Genomic DNA, 19,418 nt, shown 5'->3' with positions numbered 1-19,418 from the left:
CCAGGGACTCAGGCGGCGCTCGCCGCGGGGGGGTGCGTGGCCCGCTCCGCCACGGTCTGCGGCTCGTCCGACCAGAAGCGCAGCCACTCGTCGCGCAGCGCCCGGGCGTCCTGCCGGCCCAGGTCGATGAGGATGTCCGCGAAGCCACCATCGAAGAGCAGGTACGAGGCCAGGTCCGCCTCGTGCGCGGCATCCCGGTCCACCAGCCGGAGGATCGCCTTGTGCGCCAGGCCATTGCTGCGGCGGCGGAAGTCGGGCGTGCGGACGTACTCGGCGGCCAGCGCGCCGATGTCCTTCGAGGGCCGCACCAGCAGCTCCCGCACGTAGCGCAGGGGCTGGCTGCGGTGGTGTCCCAGCACGCCGCTGAGCGTCCGCGCGAAGTCCGGCCCGTAGGCCACCGTTCCCGCCTCGAGGATGGCGTTGAGCCGCCGCAGCCGGCCGAGATCCTGGTCCGTGCGGTCCATCATCAGCGTGTTGAGCATCTTGCCCGCGAGGAAGGGCGCGGTCGCCAGGGCCTGCTCGCGCTCCTGCTCGGTGCTCTCCTGCGTGCCGATGGCCTTCTGGGCGCGCAGGGCCTCGTGCCGCAGCGAGATGACGATCACCCGCTGCGCTCCCAGCCGCAGCGCCGGGCTCATGGGGACGTTGAGCCGCAGCCCTCCATCCACGTGCAGCCCGCCGCGCAGGCGCACCGCCGGGAAGACGACCGGGATGGCCGCCGAGGCCAGGGCATGGTGCGGGGTGATGCGCGTGGCCTCGGCCTGGTACGAGGGATCATTGCCCCACGTGGGGATTCCGCCCTCGCGCCGCTGGACGAACACCGAGGCCCGTCCGCTGCCCACGTGCGTGGCGCTCACCGCGAGCGCGTCGATATGGCCCCTGCGCATGTTGCGGGCGATCCCCAGCCAGGGAATGCCTCGGCTCACGATGGTCCGCAGTCCTCGGGGATCCACCAGCCCGCCGTACTGGAGATCGCGCGGATGGGGCGCCGGTTTGCCGAGCGCCTCGCGCAGCACCCGGAAGACGTCTCCCACGCCCACCCGGAGCACCTCCTCCACCTTCATGCCCGTCCAGTGCGCCCGCATGCCCCGGCCCTGCAAGGCTGGCTGGTCGCTCGTCGCCGCGAGGTAGCAGGCGTGGATGGCGCCCACCGACGTGCCCGCGAGGATGTCGAGCCTCAGCGGCCGGCCAAGTTCCGGCTCCAACTCCTCGCGCAGGTAGGAGAGAACTCCGGCCTCATAGGCCCCTCGCGCGGCCCCTCCCCCGAGCACCAGACCCGTCTTCAGTCCGGACATCATGGCGATCACCTCTCTGGGAGGGAGTCTACGGCGGATGCCGCGTGACAGCGAGGGCGCCCCTGCCTACAGGAGCCCACAACCCGGACCGCATGACCGTGGAAGTCCCATCGGGCAGCCGGGGGGCGTTGAGCGCCCGGCACACACCGACCTATCGTGGCGCCCTCTTTCGACGTCGGTATCCCAGGGGGAAAAACGGTGAGCAACGCACCCATCCAGAACGAGCAGATCGAGTACTCGGACACGCGCCGCAGGGCCGCCGCCGCCGCGCCGCGCCGCTCGTTGAGGGACATGGGTCCCATCACCGGCGCCATCGCCTCGGCCGCGGCCACCGTCGGCTCCCGGGCGCTCGGGCTCGGCGCGGCCGGCTTCGTGCTCGGAATCGTGGGCTTCTTCGTCGAGAAGGGCACCGGCCTGCTGGATCATCCGTCCGAGCGCTGGGGTGTGCTCGTCTACGGCCTGCTGCTCGTCTACATGGCCGCGGGGGCCATCGGGCTCGGGACCGCGGGGTTGTGGCGCGGCATCGGCCGCGTGGCGATGAACCTCGTGGAGCAGCACAAGCTCTGCCAGCGCATCGTCGCGCGCGTCTTCGAGCGGGCCGAGGGCCTCGTGGAGGGTGTGAACACGCCGGAGATCCTCCGCAAGCCCCTGCCCATCCAGAAGCTGCGGGACGTGCTGAGCCGCGCCATCACCGCGTACGCCACGAGCGATGATGACGAGTCGGGCCTCGGAGGCTTCTCCCGTTCCATGTTCCGGCGCCTCAAGCTGAAGGTGTGCCGCCACATCGAGACGAAGATCATCGAGCTCATCGGCGAGGAGACGCGCGACCGGAACACCGTGGAGCTGACACTCGAGAGGCTCCAGGATCTCGCCGAGGAGAAGCTCGACGAGCGCGTGATGGACGCGCTGGATGGCGCGCGCAACCAGCAGGCGTTCGTGTGGGGCGGTCTGTTCGTGGCCGTGCTGGCGCTGCCGCCCATCGCGCTCGCGCTGCTGCGCTAGGAGCGTGTCGGCGAATCGGCCAGAGGTACGGTAGCGCGTAGAGGGAGCCATATGGGCGCCCCAGGTGCAGATGCCGTGGAGCCGCGACCGCCGTGCAGCGACCTGCTCGGCTACGCCGCCTGCGCGGCCAGGCTGGGCAGTTCCCACCCCAGCTTCCACAACTTCTTCAGGTTGTGGACGGCGCACGCCAGCGAGAATTCCCCTTGCACCTTGGTGAGGCCCCTCAGCGAGAAGCGTGGCAGGACTGTGTTCTTCACCTGCCCAATGACAGGCTCGGCTGTCACCTTGCGCCGCGCGTACGCCTTGCGTCCCCGCTTCGTCAAAATCTTGCGCTTCATGCGCTCCTTGAAGCTCAGCCCCGCCGGCGGGCGTCCGCGAGGAGCTGGCGGAGCTTCCTCTCCATGCTTGCTGCGCCCGGTGGCCACAAAGCACTCCACGCCCTTGTCCTCCACCTTCTCTACATCCTGCTGGCTCAGGTAGCCCGTGTCCGCACTCAGCTCCACGGGCAGCAGTCCCGTGTTGGCTTCCACCTGCTCCACCATCGGCGCGAGCTGGCGTGCATCACTGGTGCTCTGCCCCACTTCCTGGGCCACTATCAGTTGTGTGTCCGCGTCCGCCGCCACCTGCGCGTTGTAGGACTGCTGGAAAGCACCTGCCCGGGGCATGATTCTCGAGTCCGGGTCGGTGAAATTGCGCTGCGCCTTCTCGGAGGGCCTGGCCTTCTCGGGGTCGTCTCCCCTGGCCTCGGCCTTCTCCCTGGCCTCCTTCTCCAAGTCCTCCTTGGCCTTGCCAATCTTCTCCCGCCTCTTCTCCTTCTCCACCGCAAGCTCCAGCTTCTTCTCCGCCTCCAACTGGCGCGCGGCCTGCCGCAGCCGCTCGGCGCGCTTGTTGGGGTCCTTCATCTCCTCGGGCAGCTCATCCCCGCGCTGCCCCTTGCCGTAGCGCTTGTCCTCCTCGGCATCCAGCGCCTCAGCCTCTTGCAGCAGCCTGTCAATCTGCTCGTCCAGCTTCTTCATGGCCTCCTCCATCCGTCCGTAGCTCATCGCCTTGTGCTTGCTGGCGTTGGCCTTCCATTTCGAGCCGTCCACCGCCAGGTGCCCCAGCTTCTTGAGCCCCGAGCTGCGCGCCAGCCTCAGCGTGTCCACGAAGAGCGCTCGGAAGGCTTCCAGGTGCCTCACCCGGAAGGTGCACACCGTGTCGTGGTCGGGCCGCTCTCCTCCCGTCAGGTAACGGAAGGCGATGTCCGTCTCGCACCGCCTCTCAATCTCCCGGCTGCTCGTAATGCCCCGCGCGTACGCGTACATGAGCAGCAGCGTCATCATCACCGGGTGATAGGGCGGCTGGCCTCGCTCCTGGGTGTACGCCTTCAGTATGGGGCTGAAGTCCAGCGCCTTGCGCACCTCAACGAAGAAGCACGCCAGGTGCCCCTCTCCCAGCACCTCCCTCGCGTACTGCGGCAGCAACTGCCCCTGCTCCGGCGTCCACTCCCGGAATGGCCTCGGCGAGGCGTAGCGGGCAGAGCTCTTCGCTTGCTCCTCCCGCTCCGGCTTCTCGCTGGCGACTACGTCCAACAGGGCGGCCTGCTCTGGCTTCTTCGTCGAGGTGGTGCTCACCCTCCACCTTCAACCAGAACTCGCCTCCCCTCTGAAGGACCACCTGGGGCGTCACCCCTCTACTCCACCCTCTACGGTGGGATACTCCGACAAGCTCCTAGGCGTGCCCGAGAGGCCACCCTCCCGGGCACGCTCTTCACGAACTTGTCCAACAGTTGGACAAGTTCTCAGAGACCGGGCCCGGAGGGTCCCCCTGCACGCGGCACCCGCCGGGAGTATCTTGTCCCGGCGCGTGTTGCACTGCGTGCAAGGGCAACCGGACCTCCCACTTCACCACCGGTTGCACGGGAGTAGGACCATGTGGAAACAAGGCTTCGCGGTCCTGGCCGCGCTCCTGATGGGACTCGGCTCCGAGAGCGCCGAGGCGCGCTTCGGCAAGCGCCCACGCTCCTCGCCATCCTCTCCTTCGTCTCCCTCGTCGCCGCGCCCCTCTCATCCGAGCGGCGGCGTGGGCAGGCCTGGTTACAACCCGTATTACGGGCCCGGGTACTACGGGTTCTACGGAAACCCCTGGGCCCGGTACTACTACGACCCCGCCTGGGCCTGGCCGTACATGGGACCGGGCCGCCCGTTCGTCTACGGCAGGTACTACGACCTGGCGTGGCGGCGCCGGATGATGCCTCCTCCGAGCGCACCAGCGGTTCCCAGCCAGCCCTCGATGCCCACCCGGGTGGACCTCACGGCGGACGCGGGCTTCGTCTCGCAGGGCTACGCGATGGGGCTGGGACTCCAGGTGGATGGAGAGCAGCTCGCCTTCGGCTCGCGGCTGAACGTCTTCAACCTGGCCACGGATGATGGCTCGCCGGGCCGGGATACCCTCACGCTGCTGTCGCTCAAGCCGGGCGTGGTCCTGGTGTCGCGCGAGGACCTGCGCGTGCGCCTGCTGGCCGGCGTGGACCTGGCCTTCGCCCCGGACGCCATCTTCGTGGGACCGGGGCTGGGCGCGAGCACGCTGATGCGCGTGGCGGGTCCGCTCAAGCTCGAGGCGAGTGCCCACTGGACGCCCCTGCCCTTCACCCAGCTGAGCGGCGAAGCCGGACTGGCGCTGGCGCTCGGCCCGGTCCGGCTGCGAGGGGGCTACCGCGCCACCTACCTGGACGACCAGGGCCGCCTGGACCCCAACAGCCCGCCCAACCGGGACTTCTTCACGGGCCCCTACGTCGGCGTGGCGCTGACGCCCTGAGCCGTTACGAGGGAATCCCTCACACCGTGGGTTGTGCTCGGGGCCACCGCTGGAGTAACCCTCCCGTCCATGGCCAGTCCGTCCACCGCCGCCCCCCCCGCGACGTCCAGCGCCCGTTTCCCCCCCCAGATTCCCTTCATCATCGGGAACGAGGCCTGCGAGCGCTTCAGCTTCTACGGGATGCGGAACATCCTCACGGTGTTCCTCATCGACTACCTGCTGCGCAACGCCGTGCCCGACGAGGGCGCCCGCTCCGCCCAGGCCAAGAGCCTGATGCACCTCTTCATGGCGGGCGTGTACTTCTGCCCCCTGCTCGGCGGCTACCTCGCGGACCGCTGGCTGGGGAAGTACAAGGTCATCCTCTCGCTGAGCCTCGTCTACTGCCTGGGCCACGCCTGTCTGGCCATCTTCGAGAACAACGCCACCGGCTTCTACGCCGGCCTCGTCCTCATCTCCCTGGGCAGCGGCGGCATCAAGCCGTGCGTGAGCGCCATGGTCGGCGACCAGTTCAACGAGTCCAACAAGCACCTGGTGAAGAAGGTCTTCGCCATCTTCTACTGGACCATCAACTTCGGGTCCTTCTTCGCCTCGCTGACCATCCCCCTCACCCTCAAGCACTACGGCCCCGCGGTGGCCTTCGGCATCCCCGGCATCCTGATGTTCATCGCCACCGCCATCTTCTGGGCCGGCCGCCGCCACTACGTGATGGTGCCCCCCACCGGCCCCAACCCCCACTCCTTCCTCAAGGTGGTCGGCTCCGCGCTGCGCCACCGCGGGCAGGGCTCGCACTGGCTCGACGGCGCCACCAAGGAGCACCCCGCCGAGGCCGTCGAGGGCGCCAAGGCCGTCTTCCGCATCAGCGCCCTCCTGCTGCCCACCATCCCCTTCTTCTGGATGCTCTTCGACCAGAAGGCCTCCACCTGGGTCATCCAGGCGCGCGCCATGGATCCGCAGGTCGGCCCCGTCACCTTCCAGCCCAGCCAGATGCAGTTCGTCAACCCCGCGCTGGTGATGATCCTCATCCCCATCCTCGTGGGCGTGGTGTACCCCGCCTTCCAGCGCGCCGGCTGGGAGCTCACCCCCCTGCGCCGCATGCCCCTGGGCCTCGCCGTGGGCGCGCTCTCGTACGCCATCGCCGGCTACTACCAGGTGGTCATCGAGGGCGGCACCACGCTCAACATCGCCTGGCAGTTGCTGCCCTACATCGTCCTCACGCTCTCGGAGGTCCTCGTCTCCACCACCGGCCTCGAGTTCGCCTACACCCAGGCCCCTCGTGAGATGAAGGGCATCATGCAGAGCGTCTGGCTCCTGACCTCCTCGCTCGCCAACATCGCCGTGGCCATCGCCTCCGCTCTCAATGTCTTCACCGGCTCCGGCCAGTTCTTCTTCTATGGCGGCCTCGCGCTCGCCGCCGCCGTGGGCATGGCCCTCATGGCCCGGAAGTTCGAGGTCCGCGACTACTACCAGGTGGATACCTCCGGCCCCGTGCCAGACCGCGCCCAGCCTCCTCTCGCGAGCGCGAGCAAGTAGCTGGCCCTGGCCCACGGGGGGAGGCGCTCGGGGCAACCCGGGGTCCTCGATACCCTCACCCCGTCCCTCTCCCGGAGGGAGAGGGGTTGGCTCGCGAGGTTGGCGCTCGGGGTTGGACCATGAAAAGCAAAGGGCCCCGGGTTTTTCACCGGGGCCCTTCTCTTTGGGCAATCCCTCACCCCTGCCCTCTCCCAGCGGGAGAGGGTGTTACGCCATCTTCGGCTGCGGCTCCGAGTCCGGCTGCTCCGCCGCCATCGGCTTCGTCTCGTCCGCCCCGTGCATCATCCGCTTCAGGAACGGAGAGATCGCCAGCAGCACCACTCCCGCCACCGCCGTCGCCACCGTGATCGCCAGGAACAGGTCGAACTCGCCCAGCTTCTCCGCGTAGCCACCAATCAGACCCGCCAGGTAGTTGGCCACCGCGTTCGCGATGAACCACACCCCCATCAGCAGCGAGGCGAACCGCGCCGGCGCCAGCTTCGTCACCATCGACAGGCCCACCGGCGACAGGCACAGCTCTCCCGCCGTGTGGAAGAAGTAGGCCGCCACTACCCACATCAGCGCCGCCTTGCCGCCCGCCGCCTCGCTCTGCTTGGACGCACCCAGCATGAACACGAAGCCGAACGAGAGCAGCAACAGGCCCATCGCCATCTTCGCCGGAATCGACGGATCCTTGTTCTTCCGGCCCAGCCCCGTCCACATCTCCGCGAAGATCGGTCCCAGCAGCATGATGAACAGCGGGTTCACCGCCTGCATCCACGTCGTGGGCACCTCGAAGCCGAACACGTTCCGGTCCACCTTCGCGTCCGTGTAGAGGTTCATCAGACCACCCGCCTGCTCGAACGCCGCCCAGAAGAAGACGACGAAGAGCGCCAGCACCAGGATCACGATCACGCGATCCCACTCCTGCCGGGTCAGCGCCTGTGCCGGAGCCGCCACCGCACTCGCCTTGTGATCCACCGGCTTCGGCGCCAGGCCCACGTCGCCCAGCAACTTCTTGCCAAAGGCCAGGAACACCAGCACGCCCAGGCCCATGCCCACGCCCGCCGAGCCGAAGCCGTACATCCAGCCGAACTTCTCACCCAGCGTGCCGCACACCGCCGACGCCATGAACGCGCCCACGTTGATGCCGATGTAGAAGATGGTGAAGGCGCCATCCCGGCGCGGATCTCCCGGCGCGTACAGCCCGCCCACCATCGTCGAGATGTTCGGCTTGAAGAAGCCGTTGCCCACCACCAGCAGGCCCAGGCCCGCGAAGAAGAGCGTCTCGGAGTTTCCAGGCATCGCCAGCACGAACTGGCCCAGCATCATCAGGATGCCGCCCAGCGTCACCGACAGCCGCTGTCCCAGGTACCGGTCCGCCAGGTATCCGCCAATCACCGGCGTGGCGTACACCAGGCCCGTGTACAGACCGTAGATCTGCAGCGCCCTGGACTGGCTCCAGCCAAAGCCGCCCTTGTCGGTGGCGCCCACCATGTAGAGCACCAACAGGGCGCGCATGCCGTAATAGCTCATGCGCTCCCACATCTCGGTGGTGAACAGCAGATAAAGGCCCTTGGGGTGACCCCGGGTCGGGGCCGAGGCGGCCGTGCTCTGTGCCATGCGAAGGTTTCCTGGCGGGTTGGGGGAGAAAAGAAAAAAGGCTCCTGGTTGTACCAGAAGCCCGCCCTACCCGTAAGAACGGTGACGCACGCCCGCCGAGCCTACGTGCGCCAGTGCGGCTGCACGGCCTTCCCCTCGGCCATCAGCGGCGGGAGGATCCGATCCGGATTGGCCTCCAGCGGCAGCCGGACCTCCACGCGGGTGCCCTTGCCCAACTCGCTGAAGACGCGGATGCGCCCGCCCTGACGCAGGACGATGCGCTGGCAGAGCGCCAGCCCGAGGCCCGTCCCCTCGCCCGCGTCCCGGGTGGAGAAGAAGGGCTGGAAGAGCCGCTCCATGTGCTCGGGCTTGATGCCCACGCCGTTGTCGATGATGGACACCACCGCGTCCTCACCATCGCGCGCCGTGGCCACCTTCACGACCCCGTCCGGCCCGATGGCGCGCACCGCGTTGTCCAACAGGTTCACCCACACCTGGTTGAGCGAGCCCGGATCTCCCCACACCGGCTCGGGCAACTGGTAGTCGCGCTCCACCTTCATGCCGGGCGGCAGCCGCCACGAGAGCGCCTGCACGCTGGCGTCCAGCGACGCGCCCAGGTCCACCGCCACCGCCTTGCTGCCCGTGCGCACGAAGGACAGCAGGCCCTCGGCCAGGCCGCGGATGCGATGCCCGCACTCCTCGATGAGGTCCAACATCGCCACGGCCATGGCGGTGTCGGGGTTGGCGCTGGTGAGGCTCTCGCGCAGCGGCAGCAGCGCGTTCATCAGGCCGTTGAGGGGGTTGCGCACCTCGTGAGCGAAGCCCGAGGTGAGCAGGCCCGTGGCCGCCAGCCGCTCGTTCTCCGCCGCGCGCACCGCCGCGTCCCGCAGGCGCAGCTGCGCCTCGATGCGCGCCAGCATCTCCCTCGGCGAGAAGGGCTTGCCCAGGTAGTCGTTGGCGCCCATGGACAGGCCCTCCACCTTGGCGTCCACCTCCTGGCGCGCGGTGAGCATGATGATGGGCATGTCCACCGTCTCCGGCGAGCCGCGCAGCGCCGCGAGCATCTGGATGCCCGACATCACCGGCATCATCACGTCCGAGACGATCAGATCCGGCCGCTCCTTCTGCGCCGCCTTCAGGCCCTCCTCGCCGTTGGTGGCCTCCAGCAGCCGGTAGTAGGGCTTGAGCACCTGGCGCAGGAAGGCGCGGATCTCCGGCTCGTCCTCGACGATCAGCACGCGCGGCGCATCCGGGCCCGCCACGGCGTCCGGCGAGGGCAGCGGCAGCGCCTCCACCGCCGGCGTGTCGATGGCGCCAGGACCGTCCGGCTCCACCAGCGCCGCCATGTCCGCCGAGCGGCGCGTGGGCCGGAACGCCGGCTCCCCGTTGCCCTCGCGCATATCCTCGCTCACGTGCGCGGTGCCCTTGGGCAGCCGCACGTGGAAGTTGGAGCCCTTGCCCAGCTCGCTGGACACCTCGATGCCGCCCTTGTGCAGCTCCAGCGTCTCCTTCACCAGCGCCAGGCCGATGCCCGTGCCGCCAAAGCGCCGCGTGCCGCTCGAGTCCGCCTGGGCGAAACGGTCGAAGATGACCGACAGATCCTGCGTGGCGATGCCCACGCCCGTGTCGATCACCTCCACGTGCACCCACTGCTCGTCCTCGCGCAGGCGCACCGTCACCGTGCCCTGCGTGGTGAACTTGAGGGCGTTGGAGATGAGGTTCTGGAAGACGTTCTCCAGGTGCGCCACGTCCACGTGCACCGCGGTGGTCACGTTCCCTTCCAGCTCGAGCACCACGCCCTTCCTGTCCGCCAGCACCTCGAAGGGCACCAGCAGCGAGGAGAGGAAGCCCTGGAGATCCAACGGCTCGTAGCGCAGCTTCGTCTTGCCCGCCTCCAGCTTCGTCAAGTCGAGCAGGTTGTTGATGAGGCGCAGCAGGCGCGCGGCGCTGCGGTTCATCGTCTGCAGGTGCTGGCGCACCGGCGGGGCGAACTCCTCCGGGCCCCGCTGCAGCAGCGAGTCCAGCGTGAGGAGGATGAGCGTGAGGGGCGTGCGCAGCTCGTGGCTGACGTTGTCGAAGAACTCGCTCTTGAGCCGGTCCAGCTCCTTCTGCTTGGCGAGCGCCGCCTCCAGCCGCACGTTCGTCTCGGTCAGCTCGCGCGTGCGCGCGGCCACCCGGTCCTCCAGTGCGACGTTGATGCGGAACATCTCGTCGTAGCGCTGCTGGAGCTCCTCGAGCGAGCCCATCATGCCCTGGGCCTGCTCGTTGAGCGCCTCGTCCTTGCGGCGCATCTCGCGGCGCAGGTCCACCCAGCTGCCCAGCGACACGCCGGCCAGCGACAGGGACGTCACGGTGAAGGCGGGATGGCCCATGCCCAGCATGCTGGCCCCCACCCCGCTCAGCGCGCCCAGCGCCAGCCCCGAGTAGCGGCCCCACATGGGCAGCGGATCCATCCACCGCAGGTGGTAGCGGCAGCAGTCCGCCCCCTGCACCTGGCACTGGCTCTCGCTCACGTCCGCGGGCGGCTGCCCCCAGATGGTGGGAAACGAGGCGAACTGGCCCATGCGCAGCTCGCAGACGTGCCGGCTGGTCTCGGGCACCGCGCTGCGGTAGGAGAGCACCAGCCGCTCGCGCTCGAGCTTCTCGATCTCGAACCGGCCCACCCGGTTGTAGCTGGAGCTGTGCTCCACCGTCTTGCGGAAGCAGATCTCCAACGAGCCGAAGGCGCGGATCATGTAGTACACGAATCCGAGCGCCTCGGGGCTGGCGGCGATGGAGATGCCCGCCTTGCGCATGAACTGGGGATCCCCCGACTCCTTCACCAGCACGTCGGCCAGACGCTCCAGGAAGCCCAGGGAGATGAAGTTGGTGGGGGTCCGCAGGTAGCTGAGAGAGAGGCTGAAGGGGTGGTTGCGGAAGACTTCCGCGAGCCGGGTGGCGCCGTACTGCCGCTCGAAGTGGAGCAACAGGACGGACGTGACCCGGACGCTCACCTCCGGAGCATTGTCCGGACGGGGCTCCATCCCACTCTCGGCTACCAATGGGTTCAAGGTCTCGTTCCTTCTGTCACCAACAGAGGCGAGTACTTCAAAGCGTCCGGATCCGCCAGTAACTCCAGGTACTTCTGGCACATGGCCCGGTAGGCCTCCAGGCCGCCGAGCGCGGGCGCCACCACCGGCTCCAGCGTGGAGAAGCGCGTCTGCCAGTCCAGGATCATCTCCGGGCTCGCCGTACCCGCGATGATGTAGTACGGCAGCAGATGCACGCGCACATTGCCCAGCCCCATCTGGCGCATCTCGGTGAAGATCTTCCGGCCGACGTTGATGTCGAAGCCCGTGACGCGCAGCACCGCGTCGACGAAGCGGTGGCACCACTCGCGCAGGTCCTCGGGGAAGGGCCAGTTCTGCAGGCCGAACGCATCGAACTCGGAGATGACCACCCGGCCGCCCGGACGCGTGACGCGCATGAACTCCTGGAGCGCCAGGTGCCGGTCCGGCAGGTACTGCACGACGAACTGGCACCAGGTGAAGTCGAACGAGGCGTCCGGCAGGCCCGTGCGGCGCACGTCCCCATGCTGGAAGCGCATGTTCGAGCGGCGGCGGTTGATCTGCCGCGCCTCCGCCAGCCGCTCCTCACTGAGGTCCACCCCGGTGACATGGCCGGTGGGCCCCACCAGCTCGGCGATCACCTCCGAGATGCCACCCGGACCACAGCCAGCATCGAGCACCCGGTCTCCGGGCTTGAGTCCCGATAGCAGCAACGCCTCGCGGGCGTTGCCCGTTCTTTCCTGGACGAGAAGCCGGCGCGTCTCGTCCGTAGACTCCATCAGGTATCTCACTCCCCGGTCTCCTCGGTTGTCCATTCGAGATTAACAGCCCCCCCCAGCCGTTCGAAAACGGAGCGCCACAGCTCACAGCCACGGCGGATCATCGAGCGGTGGAAGATCCATTCGGAAAAGCGGCCCAGGTGCTCGAACCCCGCCTGCTGGAGGAGCTCGGTGTCCTCCTCGTCCACCAGGGCGATGGCGGAGGGACGGCCCCGCTCCTGGGACTGCTCGATGCAGCGCTGGATGAGCGCCTGGACGGCGGCGCGTGCCTGGGGATGGTTGCGGTTGGGAACGAGGAGGGAGAAGGAGTTGGTCTTCTCGATGAGGCACAACCCCGGGGTGCCCTCCTCGGAGAGGGCGATGGCCAGCGGCCCATACTCCCCGTCGACGACGAAGACGCGGCGGGCGCGGTGCAGCCCCTGCGCCCGGAAGCGCTCGCTCACCACGCGCAGATCCACCTCGTCCGTGAGCAGGTCCTCGCACAAGACGCGGACCAGCTCCCCGCGGTCGCGCAGGTGCAGCTCGATCCACACGAAGTCGGTGCGCACGCCCTCGCGCACGCGCGGCAACCCCTCGGGCGGGACACGGGGCTCGGAACCCAGCGGCAGGCGCATGTAGCAGAAGTGCTGCAACATGCTCAGGCCCGGCGTCTCCATGGCGCGCGCCAACCAGCCCATGCGGCGGCTCGGCCACCGGTTGTCCTTGCGCCAGCAGTAGCGGATGAACTCGACGTCGTGCTGCACCTCGCCCAGCTCGACGACGAGGTTGCTCAGCTCGTAGGAGATCTGCTCGTTGCGGCGAACCCCGGGCCGCACGGCGAGCTGCTGGACCATCCACGTGCGGGAGTGGACGCGCAGGGCGGCGATCTGCCCCTGCAGGCCCTGCGGGTTGGAATAGACGAGGCAGCGGCCCAGGTCTCCCTTGGAGTACACCTTCTGGTGGGTGTCCTGAAGCAGTTCCAACGTCGCTTCATCGCCGAAGGGGTAGTCCGGATGGAAGCGGTAGCGGGCCTCCTCCATCAGGCGCCAGATGTCCTCGAAGGGAACATCGCTGCCATCGGCGATGGCCGAGCAGCGCGAGTGCATGAAGGCCCGGAGGATGGCGTCCCGGGCGTTCTGGGCGAGCCCCGAGAAGCGGGCCCCGGCGCGAAAGGGCCGCAAGCCCCCATCCTGCCGGCCATCCGAGGGGAGCGCGTGAATGGAGCGCACCTCGAGCTGGCATTGGGTGGAGGAGCCGTCCGGCAGCAGCAGCGTGGCGTCGAGCCGCGAGCCCGCGGGGATGATCTCGCTGGAGGCGTCGAAGGGGAAGGAGAGCCCGCCGACGCTCAAATCCAACGGGGCCCGGGTGGTGGGCTGGCCGGTGATGGGAGCCAGGAAGGAGACGAGGAAGCGGTTGTCGGGATCCGGCTTGAAGCGCGGCAGGCTGCGCCAGTTTCGGATGACGAGCGCGCGCGGCACCCGCACCGTCAGCCTCCCGTCGGCTTCCAGGGAGAGGAGCTGGGCCACCCCCGAGTAGCTCTGCCCGCCCATCTCGAAGAAGAGGTCCACCTCGTCGCCGCTGGAGCACTCCAGCATGCCGGCGGAGCGGCAGCGCAGCACGGCCACCCCGTCCAGCAGCTCCACGACGGGATCCTCCAGGCGCAGTTGCACGGAGGAGTCGTTGGCGCGCTGCATCCAGAGCACGGCCTCGCGCCGCAACCCCTTGCGCAACGTGGCCACCACCTCGGACTGCTCCTCCATGGTCACGCCGGGCACCGGCGGCGGAGGGTGCATGGCCGTGGCCCAGGAGATGCCCAGGCGCAGGTGGGTGCCGAGCTCGTCCGTCGCGGGCTGCGCCCGCTGCACGTGAGCCCAGGGGGTCTTGAAGAGCAGCCGCCCGTCGCGCTCGACGCGCAGCGCCTCGAGCGTGGTGCCCGGGGGGAAGCCCGCGGCGGGCACGTCTTCCGGCAACAGCAGCGTGGCCCCGAAGTTGCCGATCTCCACGCACCGGGCCGAGTAGCTCTGCTCGTTGCACTCGAAGGCCACCGAATACAGGGCGGACGGCACCGCGGCGAAGGCGGAGCCCTGGTGCTGCAACAGGTGCGAGATGGTGCGGCCCAGCTCCGGGCCGGACAGCGCGTCGTCGAGCACGCTGAAGACGTGGCCCTCGGCGGCGCTCTGCATCAACTCCGCCAGGCCGGCGGGATCGGACTTGGAACAGATGAAGACACGCAGCGCGTCAGGGGCCGTATTGGCCACCTGGCGCAGGAAGTGCCGGGCATCATCTGGAGGGGCGATGATGAGGGCCGGAGCCGCATCCGCCATCTTGAAGGCCGCCTCCACCTTCGACTCCACCGCCACCACCCGGTACGAGGGAAGAGCCGAGGCCAGCGCGGCCCGCCTGCCTGCGTTCGGATGTACCACCAGGACGTCTCGAATCGGGACACTCATGGACCCCTCCTCAGCAGGCAGGCTCAACCGTACCCGGCGCAAGTCGAACGCTCTTCCGGGTGCGGACCACGTGCCCGTGCCGCCCCTCCCCCTACCGATCGTGCCACGAGAAAGCCTCTTCCAACGTCCAGCATCCAGGACACCAGGTGATCGGGCTTCATCCGCAGCCAATGCGGTCCCGGGAATATCTTAGCGGTTCCTGGGATGGTTGGCGTCAAGTGTCCATGGGGGATCGCTCCGGGCGTGCCGTCCTGTGAACCAGGAGGGCGCTCGTCTGGCCGGACGTCACCGGAGCCGCCATGAGCCGCTCCCGGGGTATTCGTCCTTTGCCCCCATCCGGACCGCCGGTTAAATGAACCGGAAGGGAGACGCGATGGGCGCCGAAGTGGACTACGAGCGGGAAATCCAGGAACTGAAGCGGAAACTCAACGCCGTCATCCTCGCGCACTACTACCAGGAGAGCGAGATCCAGGATGTGGCGGATTTCGTCGGGGACAGCCTGGCGCTGGCCCAGGCGGCGGCGAAGACGAAGGCGGACGTCATCGTCTTCTGCGGCGTCCACTTCATGGCCGAGACGGCGAAGATCCTCAATCCCGGAAAGCTGGTGCTGCTGCCGGACCTGAAGGCCGGCTGCTCGTTGTCCGACCGCTGCCCCCCGGCGGCCTTCCGGGCCTTCAAGGAGAAGCACCCGGACCACTTCGTGGTGAGCTACGTCAACAGCTCCGCCGCCGTGAAGGCCATGAGCGACGTCATCTGTACGTCCTCCAACGCGGTGAAGATCGTCAACCAGGTCCCCAAGGACCGGCGCATCCTCTTCGCCCCGGACCAGCACCTGGGCCGCTACGTGATGAAGCAGACCGGCCGGGACATGGTCCTGTGGCCGGGCAGCTGCATCGTCCACGAGATCTTCAGCGAGAAGCGGCTGGTGCAGCTCAAGGTCCAGCATCCCGAGGCCGAGGTGGTGGCGCACCCGGAGTGCGAGGAGGCCGTGCTGCGGCACGCCGATTACATCGGCTCGACCAAGGGCCTGCTGGACCACGTCCTCAAGAGCCCCAAGCGCGAGTTCATCGTGGTGACCGAGGCCGGCATCCTCCACCAGATGAAGCGCGGCGCCCCGGAGAAGACCTTCATCCCCGCGCCCCCGGACAATGGTTGCTCCTGCAATGAATGTCCCTACATGCGGCTGAACACGATGGAGAAGCTCTACCGGTGCATGAAGGACAAGACGCCGGAGTTGACGCTGCCGGCGGACCTGCAGGCCGCGGCACTGGCACCGCTGCAGCGGATGCTCGAATGGTCACAGTGAGGGCTTGACGCGCCGCGCCGTCTGTCGCGGGCGTGGCAATTTCAGCATCGCCCCATATTCGTGCCTTGCACCGGACGCGGCGCGGTGCGATCTGAAGCCCGTGGGTTTCCGATTCGTCGCCATCCCTGGCCACCGCTTGGTGGCGCATCCCCAGTCCCTGCCCTCGGACGAGCGGCTCGAGCCGGAGCTTCCGCCGCTGCATGAAGCGGTGGAGCGAGCCTTCGCGAGCGCCGAGTTCCGGGACGTGAAGGCGAAGGACCGCCTGCGCGCCCTGCTCAAGGGGGACAAGCCCCCCAGCCTGGGCAGCCCCGGGTCGGGCTTCGGTCCGTCCGCCGTGTTCGCCCAGCCCCCGCAGGATCTGCCCGCGCTGCTGCGGCTGGCGGATGAGCTGGAGTCCCTGGCCCGGCGCGACGCGGGCGAGCGGGCACTCGTGTGGAAGTGCACCGAGTGCAGCGCACGCTACGCGGTGCCCGTGGCGCTGGCCCGCTCCGTCTCCATCCGCTGCGAGCGCTGCGGCCACCCGGTGGAGCTCAACCCCGGGCGCAGCCTGGGCGAGGAGTCCCTCATCGACCCGTTCCTCGGCGCGGTGAACAGCGCCCGGCACGAGCTGGCCGGCTTCTTCCGCGAGGCCATGGCCCGCGGCTGGCCCATCCTCGTGTCCACCGAGGAGATCAGCGGCTGAATCGCACCCTCTTCCAGTTGCTGCGCTGCCCCCGGTGCCGGCGCGGCAAGCTGATGCCGGACCAGGATACTCCCCAGCTCGTCTTCGGGCCCCTGCACTGTCCCGAGTGCCACGCGAGCTTCCCGGTGACCGAGGGCGTGGCGGACCTGGCGCACCAACCAGCGTCCTCGGCCCTGGCCCAGCGCGGCATGGAGCAACGGCTCATCGCCCGCTCCTACGAGCGCTACGTGCGCCCCGCCCTGCAGCGCGCCCTCTCGGCGCCTCCCCTGGACAGGGACAGCGAGTACCTGCTGTACCGCTCGCTGCTGGGCCGTCCGGAGGCGCCCGTGTTGGACCTGGGCACGGGAACCGGACTCTTCGCCCGGCGACTGGCGCGCGAGCCGGAGCTGCCCACCGTGGTGGGAATGGACCTGTCCCGGGCGATGCTCGAGGAGGCCGTGGCCCAGGGCCGCGAGGCCGGCATCCACGTGGACTTCCTCCGCGCCGAGGCGCCCTACCTGCCCTTCCAGGATGACTCGCTGGGAGCGGTGCTGCTGTCCCACTCGCTGCACTTCATCTCCGACGTGGGCCGGTTGCTGCTGGAGGTGGCGCGGGTGCTGCGTCCGGGCGGCCGCTTCGTGGCCAGCACCTGGTTGCCCCCGGGCAGGGCCTCCGCCTTCGTCCAGCGCCGCGCCGGCCTCCACCCTCGCGAGGAGGACGAGCTCCGCGATGCCCTGTCCGCCGTGGGACTCGCGGGCTTCGCGCGGCTGCGGCTGCCTCCCCTGCTCGTGGTGAAGGCCGAGAAGCCCGTCAGATGAAGACGCCCGCCGAGGCGTCCAGGCGAACCTTGCGCACCTCGTGGGTGGTGTCCCGGGCCTCGAGCGCCGGCACCACGTCCTGACGGGGCTTCTTGCACTTGGGGCACTCGCACGAGCCCTTCTTGCACGTGCAGTCCGCCGCGCTCGAGCACCGGCACTTCGCGGCGTGCACCTCGTCCGCCTTGTCCTTCTTCGCCGCGTCCTGCTTCGCCGTGGCGGCCGCCTCCTGCTTGCCGGGCTCCACCGGCGCGGGCACGGGCACGGCCTTGGCGCGGTGACCCTCACACGCCTCCGCCTGTCCCGCCGTGAGCAGCACGCCGCCCACCACCACCGCCGCCAGCGTCATCCCGATGTGCTTCATCTCGACGGTCCTCCCGGGTGACAGACCCGAATCCTTCCAGGCTATATCCCACCGGTTTCCCCCTGTCCAAACCCGGGGGTCCGCTCGGCACACCCGTCTCCCGCAGGGCCGCCCCGCGAGCAGGCACCTCGAAGCGCTCGGAGCGCTCGCGACATGCGGAGGCGCCACGTACAGTCCGGCCCACCCGTGTCCGCGCGAACCGATCGCCTCGTCTACATCGCCGCCCTCGTGCTGGGCGCCCTGCCCCTGTGGGTGTCCTCGCATCTGCCCATGGTGGACCTGCCGCAACACCTCCACCTCATCTCCGTCCTCCACCGGCTGGACGACCCCACCACCCTCTACCCCCAGCTCTTCGCCGCGCGGCACGAGCTCACGCCCTACCTCGGCTACTACTACGCCGTCAGCCTCCTCAACTGGCTGCTCCCGCTCGACCTGGCCAACCGCCTCTTCCTCTCCGCCTACGTGGTGGGCCTGCCCCTGTCGCTCGCCTTCCTGCTGCGCGGACTCGGGCGCCCCCTGTGGCCCTCGCTGCTCGCCCTGCCGCTCGCCTATGGCGACAACTTCGGCTGGGGCTTCATCAACTACCTCGCCGCGCTGCCACTCGCCCTGCTCTGCTGCGGCTTCTTCGTCCACGCCCTCACCCGCGCGGGCCAGCGCCCCCTCTGGGCCTCCGGGCTCGCCGCGAGCCTCGTCGCCGTCCTCCTCTTCCACGTGCAGGCCTTCGCCTTCCTCGGGCTCGCCCTGCCCTGGTTGCTCCTCACCACGCCCGTCCCCGAGGACGCCAGCACCCGCGGTTTCCAGGCCCGGCTGCGGCCCCGGCTTCCCGCGCTCCTCGGCGTGACACCCGGTGTCGTGCTCTTCCTGTCGTGGGTGGTGCTGCGCCTGGGCCAGCCCTCCGAGGTCGAGACGGGAGCGCCCTGGAAGGCCTGGGGCCCCATGCTGTCGCCGCGGAACCTCGCCTGGAAGAGCTTCGCGCAGAACCGCGCCGAGCTCCTCGAGGTGCTCGCCAACCTGCTCCGGGATGGTTCGGATCGCCTGCCGCTGTACGCCGTGGGCGCCGTGGCCGCGTGCGCCCTCGTGCTCGGCGTGGTGCGGGGTGACTCCAGCGGCGAGGGCCCCGTGGCCCGCTGGCGCCTGCCAGGGCTCGTGCTGATCGCGCTCGGCTTCTACTTCCTGCTCCCCTTCGACATCCGTGGCTACATCTACTACCTGAACACCCGTTACGCGCAGCTCGCCGCCGTGCTCGCCGTGGCGAGCCTCCCCATGACGCAACCCGCGCTCCGCCGCCCGCTGCTATGGGCCAGCGCCGTCTGCTCCCTGGTGCTGGCGCTCGTGCTGGGCCAGGGCTTCCGCGCCTTCTCCCGCGAGGCCGCCGAGTGGGATGTGCTCGCGGAGGCCACCGCGCCCAGGCCCCGCGTGATGGGGCTCATCTTCGACAGCGGCTCGCGCGTGGTGCGCCACCCCGTCTTCCTCCACGGCGCCGCCGAGCTGGCCCGCGCGCGCGGCGGTGGCACCAACTTCAGCTTCGCCCTCACCCCCCACTCCCCCCTGCGCTACCGCGGCACGCCTCCTCCCACCTTCCCCTCCGAGTGGCGGCCCCAGGACTTCGACTACGCCACCCAGGGCCCCGCGTACGACCACTTCCTCGTGCGCGGCGTCCACCCCTCGCGCATCTTCGGCGAGCGGCTCCGCCAGGAGCTCGCCGTGGCCGCCGAATCGGGCAACAGCTGGCTGGTGCGCCGCCGCTGAACGCTCGGGCCAGGCAAGTGTGGGCCAGTGGTCGTCACCCGGCACGCCCGGCCCCCGCCCACCTCAC

Annotated in this window: 14 protein-coding genes; 7 read left to right on the top strand and 7 right to left on the bottom strand. The window is 69.2% G+C overall.

Annotation, left to right across the window (positions count from 1 at the left end; all coding sequences use genetic code 11):
• Window positions 1-8: 8 nt before the first annotated feature.
• Window positions 9-1,295: a patatin-like phospholipase family protein gene (locus BO221_RS17255; RefSeq protein WP_083681115.1), complete on the bottom strand. Its 1,287-nt coding sequence runs from the start codon at window positions 1,293-1,295 to the stop codon at window positions 9-11.
• A 195-nt stretch (window positions 1,296-1,490) separates the two neighbouring features.
• On the opposite strand from BO221_RS17255, the gene BO221_RS17250 reads away from it, so the two are divergent.
• Window positions 1,491-2,294, top strand: coding sequence for a hypothetical protein (locus BO221_RS17250; RefSeq protein ID WP_073561558.1), 804 nt, complete (start codon window positions 1,491-1,493; stop codon window positions 2,292-2,294).
• A 110-nt stretch (window positions 2,295-2,404) separates the two neighbouring features.
• On the opposite strand, the gene BO221_RS17245 is transcribed toward BO221_RS17250, so the two are convergent.
• A complete protein-coding gene (locus tag BO221_RS17245; RefSeq protein ID WP_083681114.1) occupies window positions 2,405-3,907 on the bottom strand; it encodes an IS1182 family transposase in 1,503 nt (500 codons plus the stop codon).
• 298 nt (window positions 3,908-4,205) lie between these two features.
• On the opposite strand from BO221_RS17245, the gene BO221_RS17240 reads away from it, so the two are divergent.
• Together BO221_RS17240 and BO221_RS17235 are read left to right on the top strand one after the other, a co-directional pair.
• On the top strand, window positions 4,206-5,090 hold the full coding sequence (locus BO221_RS17240) for a hypothetical protein (protein ID WP_073561557.1): 885 nt from the start codon (window positions 4,206-4,208) through the stop codon (window positions 5,088-5,090).
• A 69-nt stretch (window positions 5,091-5,159) separates the two neighbouring features.
• A complete protein-coding gene (locus tag BO221_RS17235; RefSeq protein WP_073561556.1) occupies window positions 5,160-6,620 on the top strand; it encodes a POT family MFS transporter in 1,461 nt (486 codons plus the stop codon).
• A 207-nt stretch (window positions 6,621-6,827) separates the two neighbouring features.
• Here BO221_RS17235 and BO221_RS17230 read toward each other — a convergent pair whose 3' ends face one another.
• The 4 genes from BO221_RS17230 to BO221_RS17215 all read right to left on the bottom strand — a co-directional run bounded on the left by BO221_RS17230 (window position 6,828) and on the right by BO221_RS17215 (window position 14,456).
• Window positions 6,828-8,222 (bottom strand): peptide MFS transporter, encoded by a 1,395-nt coding sequence (locus tag BO221_RS17230; protein WP_073561555.1) that lies wholly within the window; start codon window positions 8,220-8,222, stop codon window positions 6,828-6,830.
• Between the two features lie 101 nt (window positions 8,223-8,323).
• Entirely contained in the window at window positions 8,324-11,224 is a 2,901-nt protein-coding gene (locus BO221_RS17225) for an ATP-binding protein (RefSeq protein ID WP_073561554.1), read from the bottom strand.
• A gap of 23 nt (window positions 11,225-11,247) precedes the next feature.
• Window positions 11,248-12,039 carry a class I SAM-dependent methyltransferase gene (locus BO221_RS17220; protein ID WP_233166074.1) on the bottom strand — a complete coding sequence of 264 codons (792 nt, stop codon included), beginning with the start codon at window positions 12,037-12,039 and terminating at the stop codon, window positions 11,248-11,250.
• On the bottom strand, window positions 12,036-14,456 hold the full coding sequence (locus tag BO221_RS17215; RefSeq protein ID WP_073561552.1) for a response regulator transcription factor: 2,421 nt from the start codon (window positions 14,454-14,456) through the stop codon (window positions 12,036-12,038). The genes BO221_RS17220 and BO221_RS17215 overlap by 4 nt, the downstream gene beginning before the upstream one ends.
• 373 nt (window positions 14,457-14,829) lie before the next feature.
• Between BO221_RS17215 and nadA the strand changes: the two genes are divergently transcribed.
• The 3 genes from nadA (at window position 14,830) to BO221_RS17200 (ending at window position 17,241) form a co-directional block, all read left to right on the top strand.
• Window positions 14,830-15,762 carry a quinolinate synthase NadA gene (gene nadA / locus BO221_RS17210; protein WP_073561551.1) on the top strand — a complete coding sequence of 311 codons (933 nt, stop codon included), beginning with the start codon at window positions 14,830-14,832 and terminating at the stop codon, window positions 15,760-15,762.
• A 100-nt stretch (window positions 15,763-15,862) separates the two neighbouring features.
• On the top strand, window positions 15,863-16,444 hold the full coding sequence (locus BO221_RS17205; RefSeq protein WP_073561550.1) for a hypothetical protein: 582 nt from the start codon (window positions 15,863-15,865) through the stop codon (window positions 16,442-16,444).
• A 53-nt stretch (window positions 16,445-16,497) separates the two neighbouring features.
• Window positions 16,498-17,241 (top strand): class I SAM-dependent methyltransferase, encoded by a 744-nt coding sequence (locus BO221_RS17200; protein ID WP_073561846.1) that lies wholly within the window; start codon window positions 16,498-16,500, stop codon window positions 17,239-17,241.
• Here the strand turns inward: BO221_RS17200 and BO221_RS17195 are convergent.
• Window positions 17,234-17,602 (bottom strand): hypothetical protein, encoded by a 369-nt coding sequence (locus BO221_RS17195; protein WP_073561549.1) that lies wholly within the window; start codon window positions 17,600-17,602, stop codon window positions 17,234-17,236. The two genes, BO221_RS17200 and BO221_RS17195, sit on opposite strands and share 8 nt — an antisense overlap.
• Window positions 17,603-17,755: 153 nt before the next feature.
• Between BO221_RS17195 and BO221_RS17190 the strand changes: the two genes are divergently transcribed.
• On the top strand, window positions 17,756-19,351 hold the full coding sequence (locus BO221_RS17190; protein WP_073561548.1) for a hypothetical protein: 1,596 nt from the start codon (window positions 17,756-17,758) through the stop codon (window positions 19,349-19,351).
• The last annotated feature ends 67 nt before the right edge of the window (window positions 19,352-19,418 follow it).

The sequence above is a fragment of the Archangium sp. Cb G35 genome, from assembly GCF_001896145.1.
Lineage (GTDB): Bacteria > Myxococcota > Myxococcia > Myxococcales > Myxococcaceae > Archangium > Archangium violaceum.
Note: the sequence above shows the minus strand (reverse complement) of the source record. Positions and strands in the feature narration are given on the sequence as shown.